The 16,448-nt window shown below is 64.1% G+C and carries 17 protein-coding genes, 1 tRNA gene and 1 other RNA gene; 6 read left to right on the top strand and 13 right to left on the bottom strand.

What is annotated here, in order from left to right:
• Nucleotides 1-31 precede the first annotated feature (31 nt).
• The gene (locus ACSS7Z_RS11080) at nt 32-817 is read left to right on the top strand and encodes an IclR family transcriptional regulator (RefSeq protein WP_438254766.1); all 786 of its coding nucleotides are present in this window, start codon (nt 32-34) and stop codon (nt 815-817) included.
• A 3-nt stretch (nt 818-820) separates the two neighbouring features.
• On the opposite strand, the gene ACSS7Z_RS11085 is transcribed toward ACSS7Z_RS11080, so the two are convergent.
• From ACSS7Z_RS11085 to ACSS7Z_RS11125, 9 genes are all read right to left on the bottom strand, one after another.
• Nucleotides 821-1,741 (bottom strand): alpha/beta fold hydrolase, encoded by a 921-nt coding sequence (locus tag ACSS7Z_RS11085; RefSeq protein ID WP_438254768.1) that lies wholly within the window; start codon nt 1,739-1,741, stop codon nt 821-823.
• Nucleotides 1,726-2,478: a 3-hydroxybutyrate dehydrogenase gene (locus ACSS7Z_RS11090; protein WP_438254770.1), complete on the bottom strand. Its 753-nt coding sequence runs from the start codon at nt 2,476-2,478 to the stop codon at nt 1,726-1,728. The genes ACSS7Z_RS11085 and ACSS7Z_RS11090 overlap by 16 nt, the downstream gene beginning before the upstream one ends.
• On the bottom strand, nt 2,471-3,202 hold the full coding sequence (locus tag ACSS7Z_RS11095; RefSeq protein ID WP_438254771.1) for a TetR/AcrR family transcriptional regulator: 732 nt from the start codon (nt 3,200-3,202) through the stop codon (nt 2,471-2,473). Before ACSS7Z_RS11095 ends, ACSS7Z_RS11090 begins: the two co-directional genes overlap by 8 nt.
• On the bottom strand, nt 3,195-4,745 hold the full coding sequence (locus ACSS7Z_RS11100) for a class I adenylate-forming enzyme family protein (RefSeq protein WP_438254772.1): 1,551 nt from the start codon (nt 4,743-4,745) through the stop codon (nt 3,195-3,197). The genes ACSS7Z_RS11095 and ACSS7Z_RS11100 overlap by 8 nt, the downstream gene beginning before the upstream one ends.
• On the bottom strand, nt 4,745-5,797 hold the full coding sequence (locus ACSS7Z_RS11105) for a branched-chain amino acid ABC transporter permease (RefSeq protein WP_438254866.1): 1,053 nt from the start codon (nt 5,795-5,797) through the stop codon (nt 4,745-4,747). The genes ACSS7Z_RS11100 and ACSS7Z_RS11105 overlap by 1 nt, the downstream gene beginning before the upstream one ends.
• An 89-nt stretch (nt 5,798-5,886) precedes the next feature.
• A complete protein-coding gene (locus tag ACSS7Z_RS11110) occupies nt 5,887-6,762 on the bottom strand; it encodes a branched-chain amino acid ABC transporter permease (protein WP_438254773.1) in 876 nt (291 codons plus the stop codon).
• Nucleotides 6,759-7,469, bottom strand: a complete 711-nt coding sequence (locus ACSS7Z_RS11115; protein ID WP_438254774.1) for an ABC transporter ATP-binding protein — start codon at nt 7,467-7,469, stop codon at nt 6,759-6,761. The genes ACSS7Z_RS11110 and ACSS7Z_RS11115 overlap by 4 nt, the downstream gene beginning before the upstream one ends.
• A complete protein-coding gene (locus ACSS7Z_RS11120; protein WP_438254775.1) occupies nt 7,466-8,257 on the bottom strand; it encodes an ABC transporter ATP-binding protein in 792 nt (263 codons plus the stop codon). Before ACSS7Z_RS11120 ends, ACSS7Z_RS11115 begins: the two co-directional genes overlap by 4 nt.
• Before the next feature lie 19 nt (nt 8,258-8,276).
• On the bottom strand, nt 8,277-9,479 hold the full coding sequence (locus ACSS7Z_RS11125) for a substrate-binding domain-containing protein (RefSeq protein WP_438254777.1): 1,203 nt from the start codon (nt 9,477-9,479) through the stop codon (nt 8,277-8,279).
• Between the two features lie 130 nt (nt 9,480-9,609).
• On the opposite strand from ACSS7Z_RS11125, the gene ACSS7Z_RS11130 reads away from it, so the two are divergent.
• Nucleotides 9,610-10,098 carry a YbaK/EbsC family protein gene (locus tag ACSS7Z_RS11130; RefSeq protein ID WP_438254778.1) on the top strand — a complete coding sequence of 163 codons (489 nt, stop codon included), beginning with the start codon at nt 9,610-9,612 and terminating at the stop codon, nt 10,096-10,098.
• A 48-nt stretch (nt 10,099-10,146) separates the two neighbouring features.
• On the opposite strand, the gene ACSS7Z_RS11135 is transcribed toward ACSS7Z_RS11130, so the two are convergent.
• A tRNA-Lys gene (locus tag ACSS7Z_RS11135) sits at nt 10,147-10,218 on the bottom strand.
• A 104-nt stretch (nt 10,219-10,322) separates the two neighbouring features.
• Between ACSS7Z_RS11135 and ACSS7Z_RS11140 the strand changes: the two genes are divergently transcribed.
• Together ACSS7Z_RS11140 and ACSS7Z_RS11145 are read left to right on the top strand one after the other, a co-directional pair.
• Complete coding sequence (locus ACSS7Z_RS11140; RefSeq protein WP_438254780.1) at nt 10,323-11,132, top strand: inositol monophosphatase family protein; 810 nt, start codon at nt 10,323-10,325, stop codon at nt 11,130-11,132.
• Nucleotides 11,133-11,145: 13 nt separating this feature from the next.
• A complete protein-coding gene (locus ACSS7Z_RS11145; RefSeq protein WP_438254782.1) occupies nt 11,146-11,730 on the top strand; it encodes a hypothetical protein in 585 nt (194 codons plus the stop codon).
• 376 nt (nt 11,731-12,106) lie between these two features.
• Here ACSS7Z_RS11145 and ACSS7Z_RS11150 read toward each other — a convergent pair whose 3' ends face one another.
• The gene (locus tag ACSS7Z_RS11150) at nt 12,107-12,307 is read right to left on the bottom strand and encodes a hypothetical protein (protein ID WP_438254783.1); all 201 of its coding nucleotides are present in this window, start codon (nt 12,305-12,307) and stop codon (nt 12,107-12,109) included.
• A 743-nt stretch (nt 12,308-13,050) separates the two neighbouring features.
• Nucleotides 13,051-13,420, bottom strand: a transfer-messenger RNA (tmRNA) gene (gene ssrA, locus ACSS7Z_RS11155).
• Nucleotides 13,421-13,546: 126 nt separating this feature from the next.
• On the opposite strand from ssrA, the gene ACSS7Z_RS11160 reads away from it, so the two are divergent.
• Nucleotides 13,547-14,215: an SIMPL domain-containing protein gene (locus tag ACSS7Z_RS11160; RefSeq protein ID WP_438254784.1), complete on the top strand. Its 669-nt coding sequence runs from the start codon at nt 13,547-13,549 to the stop codon at nt 14,213-14,215.
• A gap of 23 nt (nt 14,216-14,238) precedes the next feature.
• On the opposite strand, the gene hflX is transcribed toward ACSS7Z_RS11160, so the two are convergent.
• A complete protein-coding gene (hflX, locus tag ACSS7Z_RS11165; protein ID WP_438254785.1) occupies nt 14,239-15,744 on the bottom strand; it encodes a GTPase HflX in 1,506 nt (501 codons plus the stop codon).
• A 59-nt stretch (nt 15,745-15,803) separates the two neighbouring features.
• On the opposite strand from hflX, the gene ACSS7Z_RS11170 reads away from it, so the two are divergent.
• Nucleotides 15,804-16,445, top strand: a complete 642-nt coding sequence (locus ACSS7Z_RS11170) for a class I SAM-dependent methyltransferase (RefSeq protein ID WP_438254786.1) — start codon at nt 15,804-15,806, stop codon at nt 16,443-16,445.
• The last annotated feature ends 3 nt before the right edge of the window (nt 16,446-16,448 follow it).

Below are 16,448 nucleotides of genomic sequence, written 5' to 3' on the forward strand. Positions count from 1 at the left end.
TATGGGCGATCTCGCCGGTAGTGTCCACATTATGGACACCACTCGCACCGTACCCGGCGCGCAGGCGATTGCCCGTGCGGCTCGACTGCTGCGATTGGTCACGGCATCCGGCGAGGGAGGGGCAGCGCTGCAGGAGCTCGCGCAGCAGGCTGATCTGACACGCTCCACAACGCACCGACTGCTGAGCGCCCTGCGCGCCGAAGGCCTCGTCGATCGCGATGAAGAAAGTGCTCGATGGATGCCGGGACCGGAGCTGTTCCTGATGGGATCAGTGGCGGCGGCTCGGTACGACGTCACTGCGCTGGCGAAAGATATCGTCCGCTCCCTTGCTGTCAAGACCGAAGAAAGCGCGTTCCTCTCGGTGCGCAGAGCGGATGAGACCGTCTGTCTGCTGCGTGAGGAGGGCTCGTTCCCGATCCGCTCCTTCGTCCTGAGCGAAGGTGTGCGGTTTCCCCTCGGAGTCGCCAGCGCCGGACTCGCGATCCTGTCGTTCCTGCCTGACCACGATGTGGATGCCTATTTCGACCGCCATCCGGAGCTGGCCGACCGCTGGGGCACAGCGCACGGCGCTCGCCGGATGCGCAAACGACTCAGCGAGACGAAGGAACGCGGCTATTCACTGAATCCTGGCCTCATCGTCTCGGGCAGTTTCGGCATGGGTGCTGCCGTCTTCGATCGGGCTGGCAGAGCGGAGTGGGCACTGAGTCTGACCGGCGTGGAGTTCCGATTCGGACCAGATCGCACGGCGCAGCTCGGACGCACGCTACTCGCGCATGCCCATCAACTCTCCTCACGGATCGCGAGCGTTCGGCGCTGATGCTCAGGCGGTGACAGCGCTGGCCGCCGCACGAACCAGGGGTGCCAGTTGCCTCGCTCCGCGCTCGCTCATCACCACCGTGTAGTGATTGAGTCCGCCCAGGTGCTGATGCACAATCGATGGGTGCGCGGCGAGCACCTGCGCACGATGGGCAGGCGGGTATAGACCTGGCTCCTCGTTCTGCAGACCGCGCGGCACGCTGATGAACAGCGTCTGGTGGTGCAACTGGGCAAGTGCCGCTGACAGGGCGTTACCGAGATTCAGATCCACGGTGTCTTCGACCGTGGTCTGGTAGCTCGTGGCGGGGCGATATCCGTCGCCGTCCGCGCAGAGATCGTAGGCGATGTAACGTTCGAGGGCCTCGCTCCAGTCGCTGCTGAATGCCGGATGACCGCGCCAGAAGACGTCGATGTACTCATCCACGCTCGTCCAGCGGCGTGACAGCCGCTCAGCTGTCGGGCCGAGGATCAGCGTCACCAACTGCTCAGGAGCGACATCCGCGGGGACATCGAGCGGCAGTCCACCGTCTACCAGGATCAGCTGCTGCACGCGCGCGGCGTGCCGATGCGCAAGAACGACGGCGACGAAACCACCCATCGAGTGACCGATGACCGCGACAGCACCGACGCCGACAGCATCCAGAACAGCAACGAGATCGTCGGCGTGCGCGCTCATCCCTGCCGGCCCCTCGATCGCGTTGCTCCGACCCCGACCACGCAGGTCAGGTGCGACGACCCGGACACCGGGCAGTTCTGCCACGAGGAACTCCCACGCCAGATGTGACGCCGTCACACCGTGGATCGCGAGCACGGTGGGGATCTCCCCTGTGGTTCCCTGCGGATCCCAGATCCCCACGCGAAGATTACCGCCCGCGACCGGGACATCGATGGTTCGATAGGCGTGCGTGTTCATCGTGAGGTCCATCCGCCATCCATCGTGTACGAGGCTCCGGTGACCATCGCGGCGTGCGGCGAGGCGAGCCAGCCGGCAAGGGATGCGACCTCGGATGGGTCGACTAGACGCTTGATCGCACTCTCGGTGAGCATGACCTTTTCGATCACTTCGCTTTCGGGAATGCCATGCACGGCAGCCTGATCGGTGATCTGTTTCTCGACGAGCGGGGTGCGCACATAGCCGGGGTTGATGCAGTTACTGGTGACACCGTGTGCGCCTCCCTCCAGCGCTGTCACCTTAGACAGCCCCTCCAGTCCGTGCTTGGCCGCAACATACGCGGATTTGAACGGGCTGGCGCGCAGGCCGTGCACGCTAGACACATTGATGATGCGCCCCCACCCACGCTCGTACATGCCGGGCAGCGCCGCACGGATCAGCAGGAACGGGGCCTCCAGCATGATGCGCTGGATGGTGCGGAACGCATCCGGATCGAACTCGGCGATGGGACTCACCCGCTGGATGCCGGCGTTATTCACCAGGATGTCCGCATCCAACTGAAGATCATCCAACGCTCTGGTGTCAGAAAGATCGACTTCCCACACGTCGCCGCCGATCTCGGCGGCACTGGCCTCGGCTGCTGCCCCGTTCAGATCCGCGATGGTCACCTGCGCACCACGCGCTGCAAACTCTCGGGCGCAGGCCAGGCCGATCCCGCTCGCGCCACCGGTGATGACGGCACGCCGTCCGGCAAGATCCTGTTCAGCCATTCCCGCGCTCCTTCTCCCCCGTTGCCGGTTCGTCTCCCGTTGCCACGTCGCTCGCTGCTGTCGATGACCGCGGGCGCAGGGCGTTTCCGACGAAGCGGCTCATTCCCTCGATCACGGCGGCGTCGATCTCGGCAGGCGGGTGCCCATCCGCATCGCGTTCCCACAGCAGGTAACGCATGCCGATTAGCTCGCCCGCGCCCATCAGCGCCCACGCGGCCACCTCCGGGTCCAGCGCCTCGTCGACGTCTCCGGCTGATTGAGCAGCGCGGAGCCCGGCGTGATAGCCGTCGACGATGCGCTCATAGTGCAGTCGCAACGTCGCCGGGGAGACGAACTCGGCTTCTCTGACGACCCGATAGAGGGCTGGGTGCGCGGCGGTGAAGCGGAAGAATCCCTCGAAACCGAGCCGTTCGGCTTCGATTCTGTTCTGGGCACCTGCCATCGACTCAGACATCGAATGACGTACCCGCGAGTTCAGGTCGATCACGAGCGCCTCGAAGATCGTTTGCTTGCTGTCGAAGTACAGGTAGAAGGTGCCGAGCGCGACGCCTGCGCCTTCAGTGATCTTTACGATTGATGCTTCGTGATAGCCAAGGTCGGCGAAGACGCCCTCGGCAGCCTCAAGGAGCTTGCGTCTGGTCGCCTCGCCGCGTTTGGTCAGCGGACGCCCTGTTGCCGGAGAAACGAATGTCTCGGGGGTGGCGGTATCGACCGTTTCAGCCATGAGCGTTCTCTTCCTCTCGCGCGGCGATGACCTGCATGGCCACTGCCCGCAGGGTTGTACGGGCGACTTTATCGATGGTCAGCCTCGGCAGCTCGTCGACGAAAACGATCTGCGCCGGCAGTTTGAATGCCGCAAGCTTCTCCCTGGCGAAGGCGTGCAATTCGTCGCTGGAAAGCGGTTGACGGGCAACGACGAAAGCGAAGCCGCGCTCTCCCCACACAGCATCCGGCACACCGACGACGGCCACAGCGCTCACCTGCGGATGCTGGCCGAGCGCCCGCTCGACCTCAGCAGGTGACACGTTCTCGCCGCCCGAAACGTAGATGTCCTTGAGGCGGTCGACAATGCGATAGTTGCCGGAGCCATCTCGGTGCGCAAGATCTCCCGTGCGCAGCCACTCGCCGATGCGAGCTCTGGCCGTCGCAGCCTCATCGTCGAGGTAACCGGCGAATGTGCTGGGTCCGCGCACCCACAGCTCCCCCGTCGCCTCACCCTCGAGCATGAGAGAGGTCTCAACATCCGCCAAACAGACATCGACGAACGGATAGGGACGTCCGACAGTGCCGGAATGCGCGGTGAGTTGATCAGCCGGCAGCGCGAGCACATTGGGTCCGGCCTCGGTCAATCCGTAGCCCTGGGTGAGAAACACATCACGCGCCGCCCATGTCTCAGCGATCTCAACAGGCATCGTGGCTCCGCCGACGAGCACATCACGAAGCGATGAAAGGTCGGTCGTCGGCCACTCGGCAGACTCCTGAAGCAGACGGTACTGAGTGGGCACACCCATCATCGTGGTGACCTTGCGCTCCCCGATGAGCTGCAGGATTCGTCCCGGCTGGAACGACCGCTCCAGAACGACGGTCGCGCCCGACCACCATGCCAGCAGCGGTTGCACATTCCAGGCGGCGACGTGGTGCTGAGGCAACATCGACAGCACGACGTCATCGGCGCGCATCGGCATCGAATGAGCCAGCGCCATATTCGTCCAGAAGCAGTTCGCGTGGGTGAGTACGACTCCCTTCGGAGCAGCTTCACTTCCCGAGGTGTAGATCACCAGCAACGGGTCATCGTCGCGCACCTCACGAGAGGTCACCACCGTGCGAGATCGCGGTGCGTGAACTTCGACCCCGGTGACGCCGAGGAACACGTAGGGCGGTGTGTCCGCACTGTCCAGCATCCGCAGCGCCGCTCCGGCGAGGGCGACGTACTCGTCCTCGACGAGCACGAGTGCCGGGTCGCTGCGACGAATCAGATCGGCCAACTCTGTCGGAGTCAGTCGCCAGGACAGCGGCATGAAGATGATCCCGAGGAAAGCACAGGCGAAGAACGCCACCACGTGATCGGCTGAGCTTCCTGACACTGTGGCGATGCGCTGGCCCGGCCCGTACCCGGCATCCCGCAGCCGCGCGGCAAGCTGATCTGCTCTGCTGAGCAGCGTCTGATAATCCACTGCGACGCCGCGATCATCGATCGCGATCTTCTTCGGATCTGAGCCGGCGCGATCCCGGAGCCATCGCCCCAGGGTGTGGGGTTCATCCATCATCACCGGGCACCAACTTCGGCATCGGCATTCTCACTGTCTTCGAGTGCGCCCAGCGAACCGGCTGCCGCCGCAGGGCTGCCCCGGCGTCGGCGCCGCCATCCGTCGACGGTTCCAGCGATTCCACCGGGCAGGAACATGACGACCAGGATGAACAGCACGCCGAGCAGGAACAGCGGCTCGGACAGCGGGATGCGCAGAAAGTCCGGCAGCGCTTGGATGCCTTCTGCGCGGGCGAGGACGGTGAGTCGCTGGTCGAGGATCGTGTAGAGCACGCCCCCTACGATCGCACCCCATCGGAATCCCACTCCGCCCAACACGACCATCACCAGCACCGTGATGGTCAGATCGGCTCCGACAGCGCTGGGCTGTGTGCCGGACTGCAGCAGCAGATAGGCGACGCCAGCAAGGCTCGCGCACAGCGCTGCGATCACGAAGACCACGAGCTTGGCGCGCGCTGGACGCAGCCCCAGCACCTGCACGCGCAGTTCGTTCTCACGGGCTGCGGCGGCCAGGTGCCCGAGGCGGGACGTGTCGACCCACAGGACGACCAGGTACACCACGACGACCACGATCAGGGCGAGCCAGTAGAGGTTGCGGGTGTTGATCACGCCCACGAGCCAGTCCGGAACCGGGTCTGTGTTGAGGCCGAGGCCTTCTTCGCCGCCCGTGATCGACTGGTTACGGCGCACGAGCACGGAGCCGGCCTGGGCGAATGCCAGGGTGACCATCGCGAACGGGATGCCGTTGACACGCATGGCAACCGCTCCGGTGACCAGTGCGATGACCATGCCGCCGACGAGCGCGACGAACACCCCCTGCCACAGCGGTAGTTCGAACGAGCGCAGGACGATCCCCAACCCGTATGCGCCAGCGCCGAAATACAGGGCATGACCGAAGGAGAGCATGCCGGCGCTGCCGAGCAGCAGGTTGTACGACAGCGCGAGGGCAGCGAACACCATGCACAGCGAGAGCAGGGCGAGCGAGCCTGGTGTGTAGGTCGGCCCGGGAAGGATGCCCGGCAGCGAAAGGTTGAGCAGCGGCAGGATCGCCATCACGACGACGAGCACAACCCCGATGATCAGGGGCACGAAGCGCTTGAGCGCCGCGTTCTGCGAGCCTGTTGAAGCGTTAGGACGGGACATTATGCTTTCCTTCCCATCAGTCCTGCCGGTCGGACGAGAAGCACGACCGCCAACAGGATCACGACGATGAAGTCGCCGGTGCCGCCCAGATAGGTGTTGGCGACCTGCTGGAGGACCGCGACAAGAACCGAGGCCACGGCAGCTCCGGTGAGGGATCCGAGACCGCCCACCACCGTGACGATGAATGCGAAGATCAGCAGGGTCGTGCCCAGGTGCGCAGACACGTAGGTCAACGCGTGCATAGCGAGCACACCGCCGATTCCGGCCGCAGCCCCTCCGATTGCGAATACGAGGGTGAAGGATCGGCGGACGTCGATGCCGAGAGCGGTGACCATCGAGCGGTTCTCCACACCGGCACGGATGATCATTCCGTAGCGCGTCTTCTTCAAAAACAGCACGAGACCAGCCAGCACGAGGCCGGCTGCAAGGATCAGCACCCAGTATTTATTCGGGATGCTCGCACCGAGCACATCGGTGGTCTGGCCGAGCCACGACGGTCCCGCCACGGTGATCGCATCCGTTCCCCAGATGCCCTCGAACAGCGCGATCGCGGCGAAGGAGAGGCCCACGGTGACGAGGACCTGTTCGATATGCCGCTCGTAGAGCGGTCGGATCAGCACGAGTTCGGTCAGCGTCGCAAAGACGGCGCCGACCAGCGCGCCCACCAGGATCGAGACGAGGAAACCGAGCCATGTCGTGGCGCCGATGGCCTGGGCGACGGCCCAGCCGACGAAAGCGCTGAGTGTGAGAAAGGCGCCATGGGCGAAGTTCAGCACGTGCATGAGTCCGTAGATGAGGCTCAGGCCACTGGCGACCAGGAAGTAGAGGGCGCCGAGGCCGACGCCGATGACGAGGGTGAGGATGAGCGCGCTCATGCGTGGGCCTCCGCACTGACGCCCAGCAGACGCCGGGTAAGTGCGGCGTCGTCGAGGATCGCGTTCGCGGGGCCGGTGTGGACGACCCGCCCGCCGGCGATCACGACGGCGCCCGCGGCCAGCTGGCGCACGACCTCAAGATTCTGCTCGACGAGCAGAATCGGCACGGTCTTGGCTGCTTCGGCCAAGGCCTCGGCCACCTCGTGCACGATTTTGGGGGCGAGACCCTTGGTGGGCTCATCAACCAGGATGATGCGATTGTCGTTGAGCAGCGCTCGCGCAACGGAGACCATCTGCTGCTGCCCGCCGGAGAGCGTGCCGGCGCGCTGGTCACGGCGCTGGACCAGGTCGGGGAACAGACTGGCGATGAAATCATGACGCGGCTCGCGCTGGCGTTCGGCGAGTGCGAGGTTCTCTGCGACGGTGAGCCCGGCGAAGACCTCACGGTCTTCGGGAACGTAGCCGACCCCGCGTTGCACGATCTTGTGCGTGGGAAGATTATCGATCCGCTCGCCCTCGAGCAGCACCTCACCTCGACGGGTGATGAGTCCGAGGATGCCGCGCAACGTCGACGTCTTACCGACACCATTTCGCCCCAGCACAGCGGTGATACCAGTGGCTGGGACGTCGAACGAGATGTCCTCGATGACCTGTTGGCCGGCGATCGATGCGCGAAGTGATCGCACCTGAAGGATCGGGTCGGTCATGCTGTCGTCCCCGTTCCGAGATACGCGCTCTGCACGGTGGGGTTCTCCATGATCTTCTGGGGTGTGTCAAGGGCGATGATCGTGCCGAAGTACATGACGGCGACCAGATCCACCAGCCCCATGAGCACATCGATGTGGTGTTCGACCATCAGCACGGTGCATCCGCTTTCGCGTTGCATTGCCCGGATGTTTTCTACGAGCCCCGCGACGTCGCCAGAAGCGACACCTGCCATCGGCTCATCGAGCAGTACGAGACGGGAGTCGGTGGCCAGTAGCGAGGCGATCTCCAGCTTGCGCTTGTCCCCGTGGCTGATGTCACCGGCCAGGGTATCCAGTCGGTGGCCGAGTCCGACCTGCTCGAGGACGGCGATGGCGTGAGCGGTGGCTGAGTCATCACGCCGCGGGAACTTCAGCAGGGAGTAGCTTCCGCCCTGCGCCGATTGAGCGGCGATGCGGACGTTCTCGAGGATCGAGAGTTTCGGAAACAGACTGGAGGTCTGAAAGGTGCGCCCCAGCCCCGCCCGTGCGCGTTTCGGCACGGATAGGGCAGCGATATCTTCACCGTCGAGGAGAATTCGGCCCGCTGTGGGCTTGATTACTCCTGATATCGCGTTGAACAGCGTGGTTTTGCCGGCGCCGTTCGGACCGATCACGCCGACGAGGGCGCCCGGTGCGATATCGAGATCGACGTCTTTGAGGATCGTCGCTCCGCCGATCTGAAGGCCGAGCCCTTCGACGCGCAGGGCGGCGCCGGTTGTTTTCTTCACAGGCAGGACTGGGGTGCTCATCGGTTGCTTCGCCTTCCGCTTAGGGTGCGACGTCAGCAGGCGCGGCCGTGTCGACGAGTTCTGCGACGAATCCGTCACCGTCGACGATCAGCTTGGCCTGGTACATCTCCTGCAGCAGCGCGTGGTCGTCTGCACGCACGGTGGTCGTGCCCTTCGGCCCCTCGAATTCGAAGCCTTCGAGAGCTGCGATCATGGCATCGACGTCACCGGCTCCCTCTTTCACAGCCTGCACGAGCATGATCGCCGCGTTGAAGCCGTCGGGGCTGAACAGGTCGACCGTTCCGCCCGCCGACTCGATCGCTTCGATCATCGCGGTGTTGACCTCGTTGTCCGGTCCGCCCGGGAAGTAGTGGTTCAGGAAGTTGATCTGCTCGGATGCTTCGCCGTAGGCGCCGAAGGTCGCGGCGTCGCCGAGCCCGGTGACAACGGGGACGGTCTCTAGAACGCCCTGCTGGCTCATCGCTTGCCACATGGCGCCGGAGGTGGCACCGGCCCAGGCGACGAACACAAGGTCCGGCTCAGCGCCGAGCACCTGCTGCGCGAACGGGGTGAACTCGGTAACGTCTTCTGCCACGAGCACCGGGGTGACTGTCGCACCCTGGGCGCCGAGGATCGCCTCGACGGCGGCGACGTTGCCCTGTCCGAAGGCATTGTTCTGCGCGAATACGGCGATGGACTTGCCGTTGATGTCGTCGAGGAATGTACCGGCAGTTGCGACGTCCTGGGCGGATTGACGTCCGGAGCGGAACGTGTACTCATTCACCCCGGTGATAGCGTCCGCGGCGGCGGGCCCGGAAATGAACAGCACCTTGTTCTGCGCGGCCTGTTCTGCCATGGCCAGAGCGACGCCCGAGGAGGCGCTGCCGAGGAGGATGTTCACGCCCTCGCCGATGAGCTGCTTGGCGGCGGTGACCGCCGTGTCGGGGTCACCGGCGTCGTCTCGGTACTCGATCGTGATCTTGGTTCCGTCGATCTCGCCGGTACCGTCCGTGGCGTAGTCAAGACCGGCCTTGAACGCGTCGAGGTACTGCTTGCCGTACCCGGCCAGTGGCCCGGTCTCGCTCGTGATGACGCCGGCAGTGAGCTCTGCGACGGAGCCACCGTCGTCGCCGCCCGCGTCGGCTCCGCCGGAGCCAGCACCTGCCTGCGGCGCGCATGCCGACAGAACGAGGGCGGCCGCGGCCACCACAGAGCCCAGGAGTAACTTCTTTGAAACTCGCATGTGAATGCCTCTCACCGTTGGAAGGAATTGCTGCTTAACCTGAAAGCTGATTCAGGTTTCTTGAACTGTAATTTGTGCGACCGCTTTCGTCAAGCGCGACCCACGCGGTGCCCTTCGCTACGGTGGAGCGATGAGCGCATCGTTGAACCTCCCGGAACGCAGCAAGATCGTCAAGCAGCACCTCGATTCTGCCGGTGTCACCACCGAGATCCGAGTGTTGCCGGATTCAGCGCGCACCGCCGCAGAAGCCGCCGCTGCGATCGGCTGCGAGATTGCCGCGATCGCCAACAGTCTGGTTTTCCTCGCGGACGGCGCGCCCGTGCTCGTGATGACCAGCGGTGGTCACCGCGCCGATTTCACCGTGCTCGCCGAGAACATCGGGGTCGCCAGCATCACGATGGCGCCGGCATCCGTTGTTCGTGAAGCGACCGGGCAGGCGATCGGCGGAGTCGCACCCGTCGGGCATCCCGCGCCCGTTCGCACCTTCGTCGATGAGGCGCTTGAGTCCTACCCCGAAATCTGGGCCGCTGCAGGTCACCCGCACACCGTGATGCCGTTGACATTCGCTCAGCTGTGCGCTGTCACTGGCGGTACCGTGATTGCTGTCGCACGGGGATAGAAAGCGAAAAAGCCTCGAAGACTGGCGAGAGTCTTCGAGGCTAATCCGTGCACCCCCCCGGGCTCGAACCGGGAACCCATTGATTAAGAGTCAATTGCTCTGCCATTGAGCTAGAGGTGCGTGGCTGGGGATTTCCCCGGCCGAGGAATAACATTACCAGCGATCCTGACGCATGCGAAATCGAGCCGGAATCGGCGTGGCGCGACGCCCAGTATCCTGAGATGGTGACCGATTCCCCCGCCTCGAACGCGTTGACCCGAGACCTCGAACTTGCGCTCAAACTCGCGGATGCTGCCGACCTGCAGTCGCTGCCGCGCTTTGATGCCGCAGACCTGAAGATCTCGACGAAAGATGATCGTTCACACGTCACCGACGCGGATCTGGCGACCGAGCGGGCCATCCGTGCCCTGCTTGCTTCTGAACGCCCAGAGGACGGCATCTTCGGCGAGGAGTACGGTGCGGTGGGAAGCACCCACCGGCAATGGATCATCGATCCGATCGACGGCACCGCGAACTTCATGCGTGGCGTTCCTCTGTGGGGCACCATGATCGCTCTGGCCATCGATGGTGTGCCGCAGGTCGGGGTTGTCAGCATGCCGGCGCTGGGCCGCCGCTGGTGGGCCTCAACGGGCGCCGGTGCTTGGACCGCGACGGATGCTGAGCCTCGTCGCCTGGAGACCTCGACGGTGTCCGCGATCGATGATGCAGCGGTGAGCTTTCAGAGCATCACTCAGTGGACCGACGCCGGGCACCAGAGCGCGCTGCTGCGCGTCGCCGATCGAGTCTGGCGGGATCGCGCCTACGGTGATGTGTACGCTTACATGCTGCTGGCAGAGGGTCGGCTCGAGATGGTGGCCGAGTTCGACGTCAAGGAATATGACATCGCAGCGGCTGTCCCTATCGTCCGTGAGGCCGGAGGCGCGTTCACGTCCTTCGACGGCGTCGACACCATCTCCGATCGTTCTTCCCTGGCTACCAACGGCATCCTTCACGAGGCGTTCCTCGAGTTGACGCATCCACCGACCACCACTTGACCTGAAGGCTGAGATGATCCCCCGCATCCCGCTTGCTGCCGCAGCAGTCGCTATCACCCTGCTGCTGGCCGCGTGCTCCCCCGCTGCCGAACCGCCCACGGAGCCGGAGACTGAACCGTCCTCATCCAGTCCGGCTGCCGCGGTGCCCGCTGACGCACCCTCAGCACAGCCCGCTCCAACGGCGACCGTCGAACCCAATGAGACGCTCGCTGAGCCCACCTGCGAGACGATCATCTCCGAGAGCACCGTGGCCGCGTTCGGTGAACATGGCTGGACGTACGAAGCCGATGGCTTCCGACTCGGAGCCGATCTGGTCGACAACGGCATCCAGTGCGTCTGGGGCGACTACACCGTAGCCTCCGATCACGTCCAGATCTTCGGATGGGCACCGCTGGATACCGAAGCATCCATTGCCGCCCAGGAGAAGCTGATCGGCGAAGGCTGGCTGCGGGCCGACAGCGAGGGCCGCAACCTCATCACGGAACAGCATGCGTTCTCCCCGGATGAAGAGGGTTTCGGAATGACCTACGAATTCGGTGACGGCTGGGTCATTGTCGCCGACACCAAGCAGGGACTGCTCCTGCTCGACTGGCAGTAGGTCCCGGCAATCCGACGCGAAAGGCCGCTCCTCAACGAATACTGAGGAGCGGCCTTTTCGCAGTGACAGCGGCGATTCCGCCGAAGACGTACGCACCACTCCTTACGCAGCTCGGCGCACCACGTGTTGTCACTTATCGACGACACAGCGACACCGCATACCCGCGGCTCGACCCACCAACCGTCCCCGCCTTGCGGACTTTTGTCCGAGAGCATGGGGACAAATGATATTTCCTACACGGCCCCGATGATGCTGTCGTGATGCGCGACGTTCCGGGCGGTTGGGCGTGTCCAGAGTGTGGGCATGTGCAGTAGGCGCAGGGCGTGGAGATGCCGCCCGAGTTCAATGGCCCGATCATCCGAGGGTGGTGAGGTTGTCAGCGCGATTCCTGTCGGCGTGCTTTGATCTCCCTGCCGAGCTGGATGCCGCCAGCGACGACGATCAGAAGCCCGACAACGATCGTTGCGATACGGACCCAGACATCAGCGTCAGGGAAGAACAGGACCGTTGAGGCGAAGAGGAACGTCGCCGCGACGAAATACCAGACGGCGACCTGGGGCGCGTTGCGTGAACTCATGACGTGACTGGACCTTCCGTGAGGGACAGGATCATTCGATGCTACGCACGGTCATTGATGGCGCACATCCCCCACAAGACGGATATTTGCCAGCCATGCACTGCGGATGAGCCCGTGATGAACGATGCTGGGGCGATGGCAGCGATCATCCCGTTCCCATGATGGAGATGCGCCTGCGGCCTCCTGGCCGTCAGACGCTGACCTAGAGAAGCACTACGACGACGCGCACCCGGTACACGAAGGCCAGAGACATCCCGAGCGCATGACCTTCACGCGGGGGAGGCGCGAATACGTCGGGCGCTGATCTGTCTGGGCCTCCGTGCCCGGCGGAGTGACGCACCCTCCGGCTGCCTTCTCCTGACCCGCTAACCCCAGCGGGTCTAGCTCAACTCCCCACCGCTGAACTACATCCGAGAGTATGCACAATCGCTGGATAAATCCTGATCATTAGCAAGCGATTATCCGTGAGTACGCGCACGGGCACGACGAAAGCCCCCACCGACCCGAAGGCTAGGTGGGGGTCTTTCCGTAGTTCGGAGGGAGATCTAAGCAGGCGTCAACTCGCGGTGGGTTGAGACCGCGTTCCGCGCGTTTGCGCGCTGCTGTTACTTCCGGACTCTACGTCCAAAAGGATGTCGACCTGCCGATCATTCTCGGAACCGAAAAGCATCGCAGACACAGATGAACCCCCGCGTTCCCTTACTAGAGTAAGGAAGGCGGGGGTTCATTTTGTGACAGCGGCACGGTGGAGCTGGGGGGAATCGAACCCCCGTCCAACGCTGAGAGCTCACGGCTTCTCCGGGCGCAGTCTGTAGAGACGTTCTGCTCGGCTCCGACCTTTGTCACAGACACCTAAGTCGACGAGCCCAGCCTGGGAAGAGTCCCACGTGACGTCCAGACGCCATCACGCAGCAAGATTCCTAAATGACGCCAGGGTCCGTATCGGAATCACATACGGTCTGACGGACTATCGGGCTCGCTTATGCAGCGAGGGCGAAGTCGTTGCGCTTTGTTTCGGCAACTATAGTTTTGCAGGGAGCGTTCACGAGATAACCCTGCATCCTCGGCCCGCTTCACGTGGGTCCACAAGCACTGTCGAAACCGATCAGCCCCGTGGGTCCTTCTTGCGAAGGGACCGCTGTCACTCTGTGGATTTATCACCTCGAGCACCGAAGCACCCGAGCATCACAGACTACAACGTATCCGGAGCGCACGCTATTCCTGCCGTAGAGTCGGCACATGACTGCTGTGATCATTACCGTCCGAGGCGAGAATGAGACGCGAGTTGCTCCCGAACGGGCGCGCATCCGGGTCTCTGTCCATCATGAGGGCCCCGACCGCGCTACGGTCGTCGACAAGGCCCTGAGCCTCGCGGAGCCGGTCCGCTCAAGCATCAGCGAACGTGCGGATTCCGGCGTCGTGGCAGAGTGGTCCAGCAAGCGGCTGGCAGTACGCGCAGATCGCCCGTGGAACAACGAAGGCAAACAGCTCGCTCTGGTGTACCACGCCACCGTCGACTTCACGGCGACCTTCGTGGAAGCATCCGAACTCTCCATCTGGGTGTCAGAGATCTCATCGTGGGAGAGCGTCGACGTCGGCAACGTCGACTGGCACCTCACCCCAGAAACGCGCGCCCGCATCGAACGCGAGGTGGCAGCAACGGCCGTCAGCGTCGCGGTCTCGCGCGCCCAGGCGTACGCCGGCGCGCTGAATCTGAGCACAGTCGTGCCCCTCGAGATCGCCGACGTCGGACTCATCTCGCGGGATCAGTCGCCAGCCGCCCCGCAGATGCTCCGGGCCCGCGGCGCGGCATTCTCCGTAATGCAAGAATCCTCACCGGTGATGGCGTACGAACCCGACGACATCGTGATCGAAGCCACCGTGGAGGGCCGTTTCAGCGCGAGCTGAGCGGCATCCAGGTACTCACCTACTCAGCGGGTGAAGGGCGCCAGTTCTGCCGCCAGTCGCTCTGACACATGCGCGTGGATGCTGGTGCCGCTCTCGCCGTGCTCCGAAGAGAGCAGGATGCCGGTCTCGTGAACGGCCGCCACGAGATCACCGCGGTCGTAGGGCACCAGAGCGTGCACTTCCACAGCCGGCTTCGGCAATGCCTCTTCGATCGCAGCCCGCAGCGCTTCCAGCCCCTCACCGGAGCGTGATGACACGAAGTGCGCCTTCGGCTCAAGTCCCTGGAGCACGAGACGCTCATCGTCAGTGACCAGATCGGCCTTGTTGAAGACGACCAGCTCAGGAATGTCTCGAGCTCCGACATCGCCCATCACGTCGCGCACCGTCTTCAGCTGAGAGGCAGGGTCCGGATGCGCGGCATCGACGACGTGCAGAACGAGGTCAGCGCCCGCGACCTCTTCGAGCGTCGAGCGGAACGCCTCGACCAGCTGGTGCGGCAAATTCCGCACGAAGCCGACCGTGTCGGTGAACGTGTAGACACGACCGTCGGATGTCTCCGAGCGACGCACCGTGGCATCCAACGTCGCGAACAGCGCATTCTCGACCAGCACGCCGGCGCTCGTCAGCGCGTTGAGCAGACTCGACTTACCGGCGTTGGTGTACCCCGCGATGGCCACCGAAGGAATCGTGTTGCGCTTGCGCTCAGCACGTTTGGCGTCACGCGCCGGCGCGAAATCACGGATCTGCCGACGCAGAATCGCCATGCGGGTGCGGATGCGACGCCGATCGAGCTCGATCTTCGTCTCACCGGGACCACGCGATCCCATGCCCGCTCCCCCGGCGCCGACCTGGCCACCGGCCTGCCGACTCATGGAATCGCCCCAGCCGCGCAGCCGCGGCAGCAGGTACTCGAGCTGCGCGAGTTCGACCTGAGCCTTGCCCTCGCGGCTCTGGGCGTGCTGGCTGAAGATGTCGAGGATCACCGTGGTGCGATCGATCACCTTCACCTTGACGACGTCTTCGAGTGCGCGCCGCTGGCTGGGCGCCAGCTCGCTGTCGGCGATGACGGTGTCAGCACCGGTGGCTGCGACGAGATCCTTGAGCTCCAGTGCCTTCCCGCGTCCGAGGTACGTGGCCGGGTCGGGCTGCGGACGCCGTTGCAGGACGCCGTCCAGAACGACAGCACCGGCTGTTTCGGCAAGGGCTGCGAGTTCGCGAAGCGAGTTCTCCGCATCGGTCTGCGCGCCCTGCGGGTATACACCGACCAGGACGACGTTCTCCAGCCGCAACTGGCGGTACTCGACCTCGGTGACGTCATCGAGTTCGGTCGAGAGGCCGCCGACTCGTCTGAGAGCGTTCCTGTCCGCGAGATCCCATTGATCTCCGTCGCGGTTCGCGTGCGTCGCGGTGGCGTCGCTCTGGAGCGCTTCGGCTGCACCGAACACTCGCGCCTGCGTGCGCGTCTCTGCGCTCGCAAGTACCCGGTTCACGGTGTCGTCGTTGTGACTTTCGTCTTTGGCTTTCGTCATCCTCTGCCTTCTGTGTGCCGCGCCTTAACCTTAACCCGGCTCTCCGGTACGCTCGCTCTATGGGGTCCGATCACTACTTCACTGCGGCCCCGGCAAGTGCGGAAAACCTGCGTACCATCCCGGTGACGCTCGCAGGCCGTGAACTCGAGATGACCACCGCTGGTGGCGTCTTCAGTCCTGACCGCTTGGATGCCGGTACCGCAGTTCTATTCAGCAATATGCCACCGCTACCGCCGAGTGGTCACTTCCTCGACCTCGGAAGCGGTTGGGGGCCGATCACTATCACCATGGCATTAGCCTCTCCGCATGCGACAGTTTGGGCAGTCGACGTGAATGAGCGTGCGCTCGATCTCGTCCGACGCAATGCCGATGCTCTCGGCCTCACCAATGTCAACGCTGTGCTTCCCGACGATGTTCCCGATGACATCGCTTTTCGCACCATCCGGTCGAATCCGCCGATACGCGTCGGGAAGAATGTGCTCCACGACATGCTGGAACGCTGGATCCCGCGTCTCGATGAATCAAGCGATGCGTGGCTGGTGGTGCAGCGCAACCTCGGCGCAGATTCCCTCCAACGCTGGCTCGGCGCGACATTCACCCCGGGGTACAGCGTGTTCCGGACGGCAACAGGCAAGGGCTATCGCATCCTGAAGATCCGCAAGCACGGAACCCCACCGACGGAGCCGATCTCCCTGGTCTGAGTG

The sequence above is a fragment of the Microbacterium wangyouchuni genome, from assembly GCF_051546305.1.
Classification (GTDB): Bacteria; Actinomycetota; Actinomycetes; order Actinomycetales; family Microbacteriaceae; genus Microbacterium.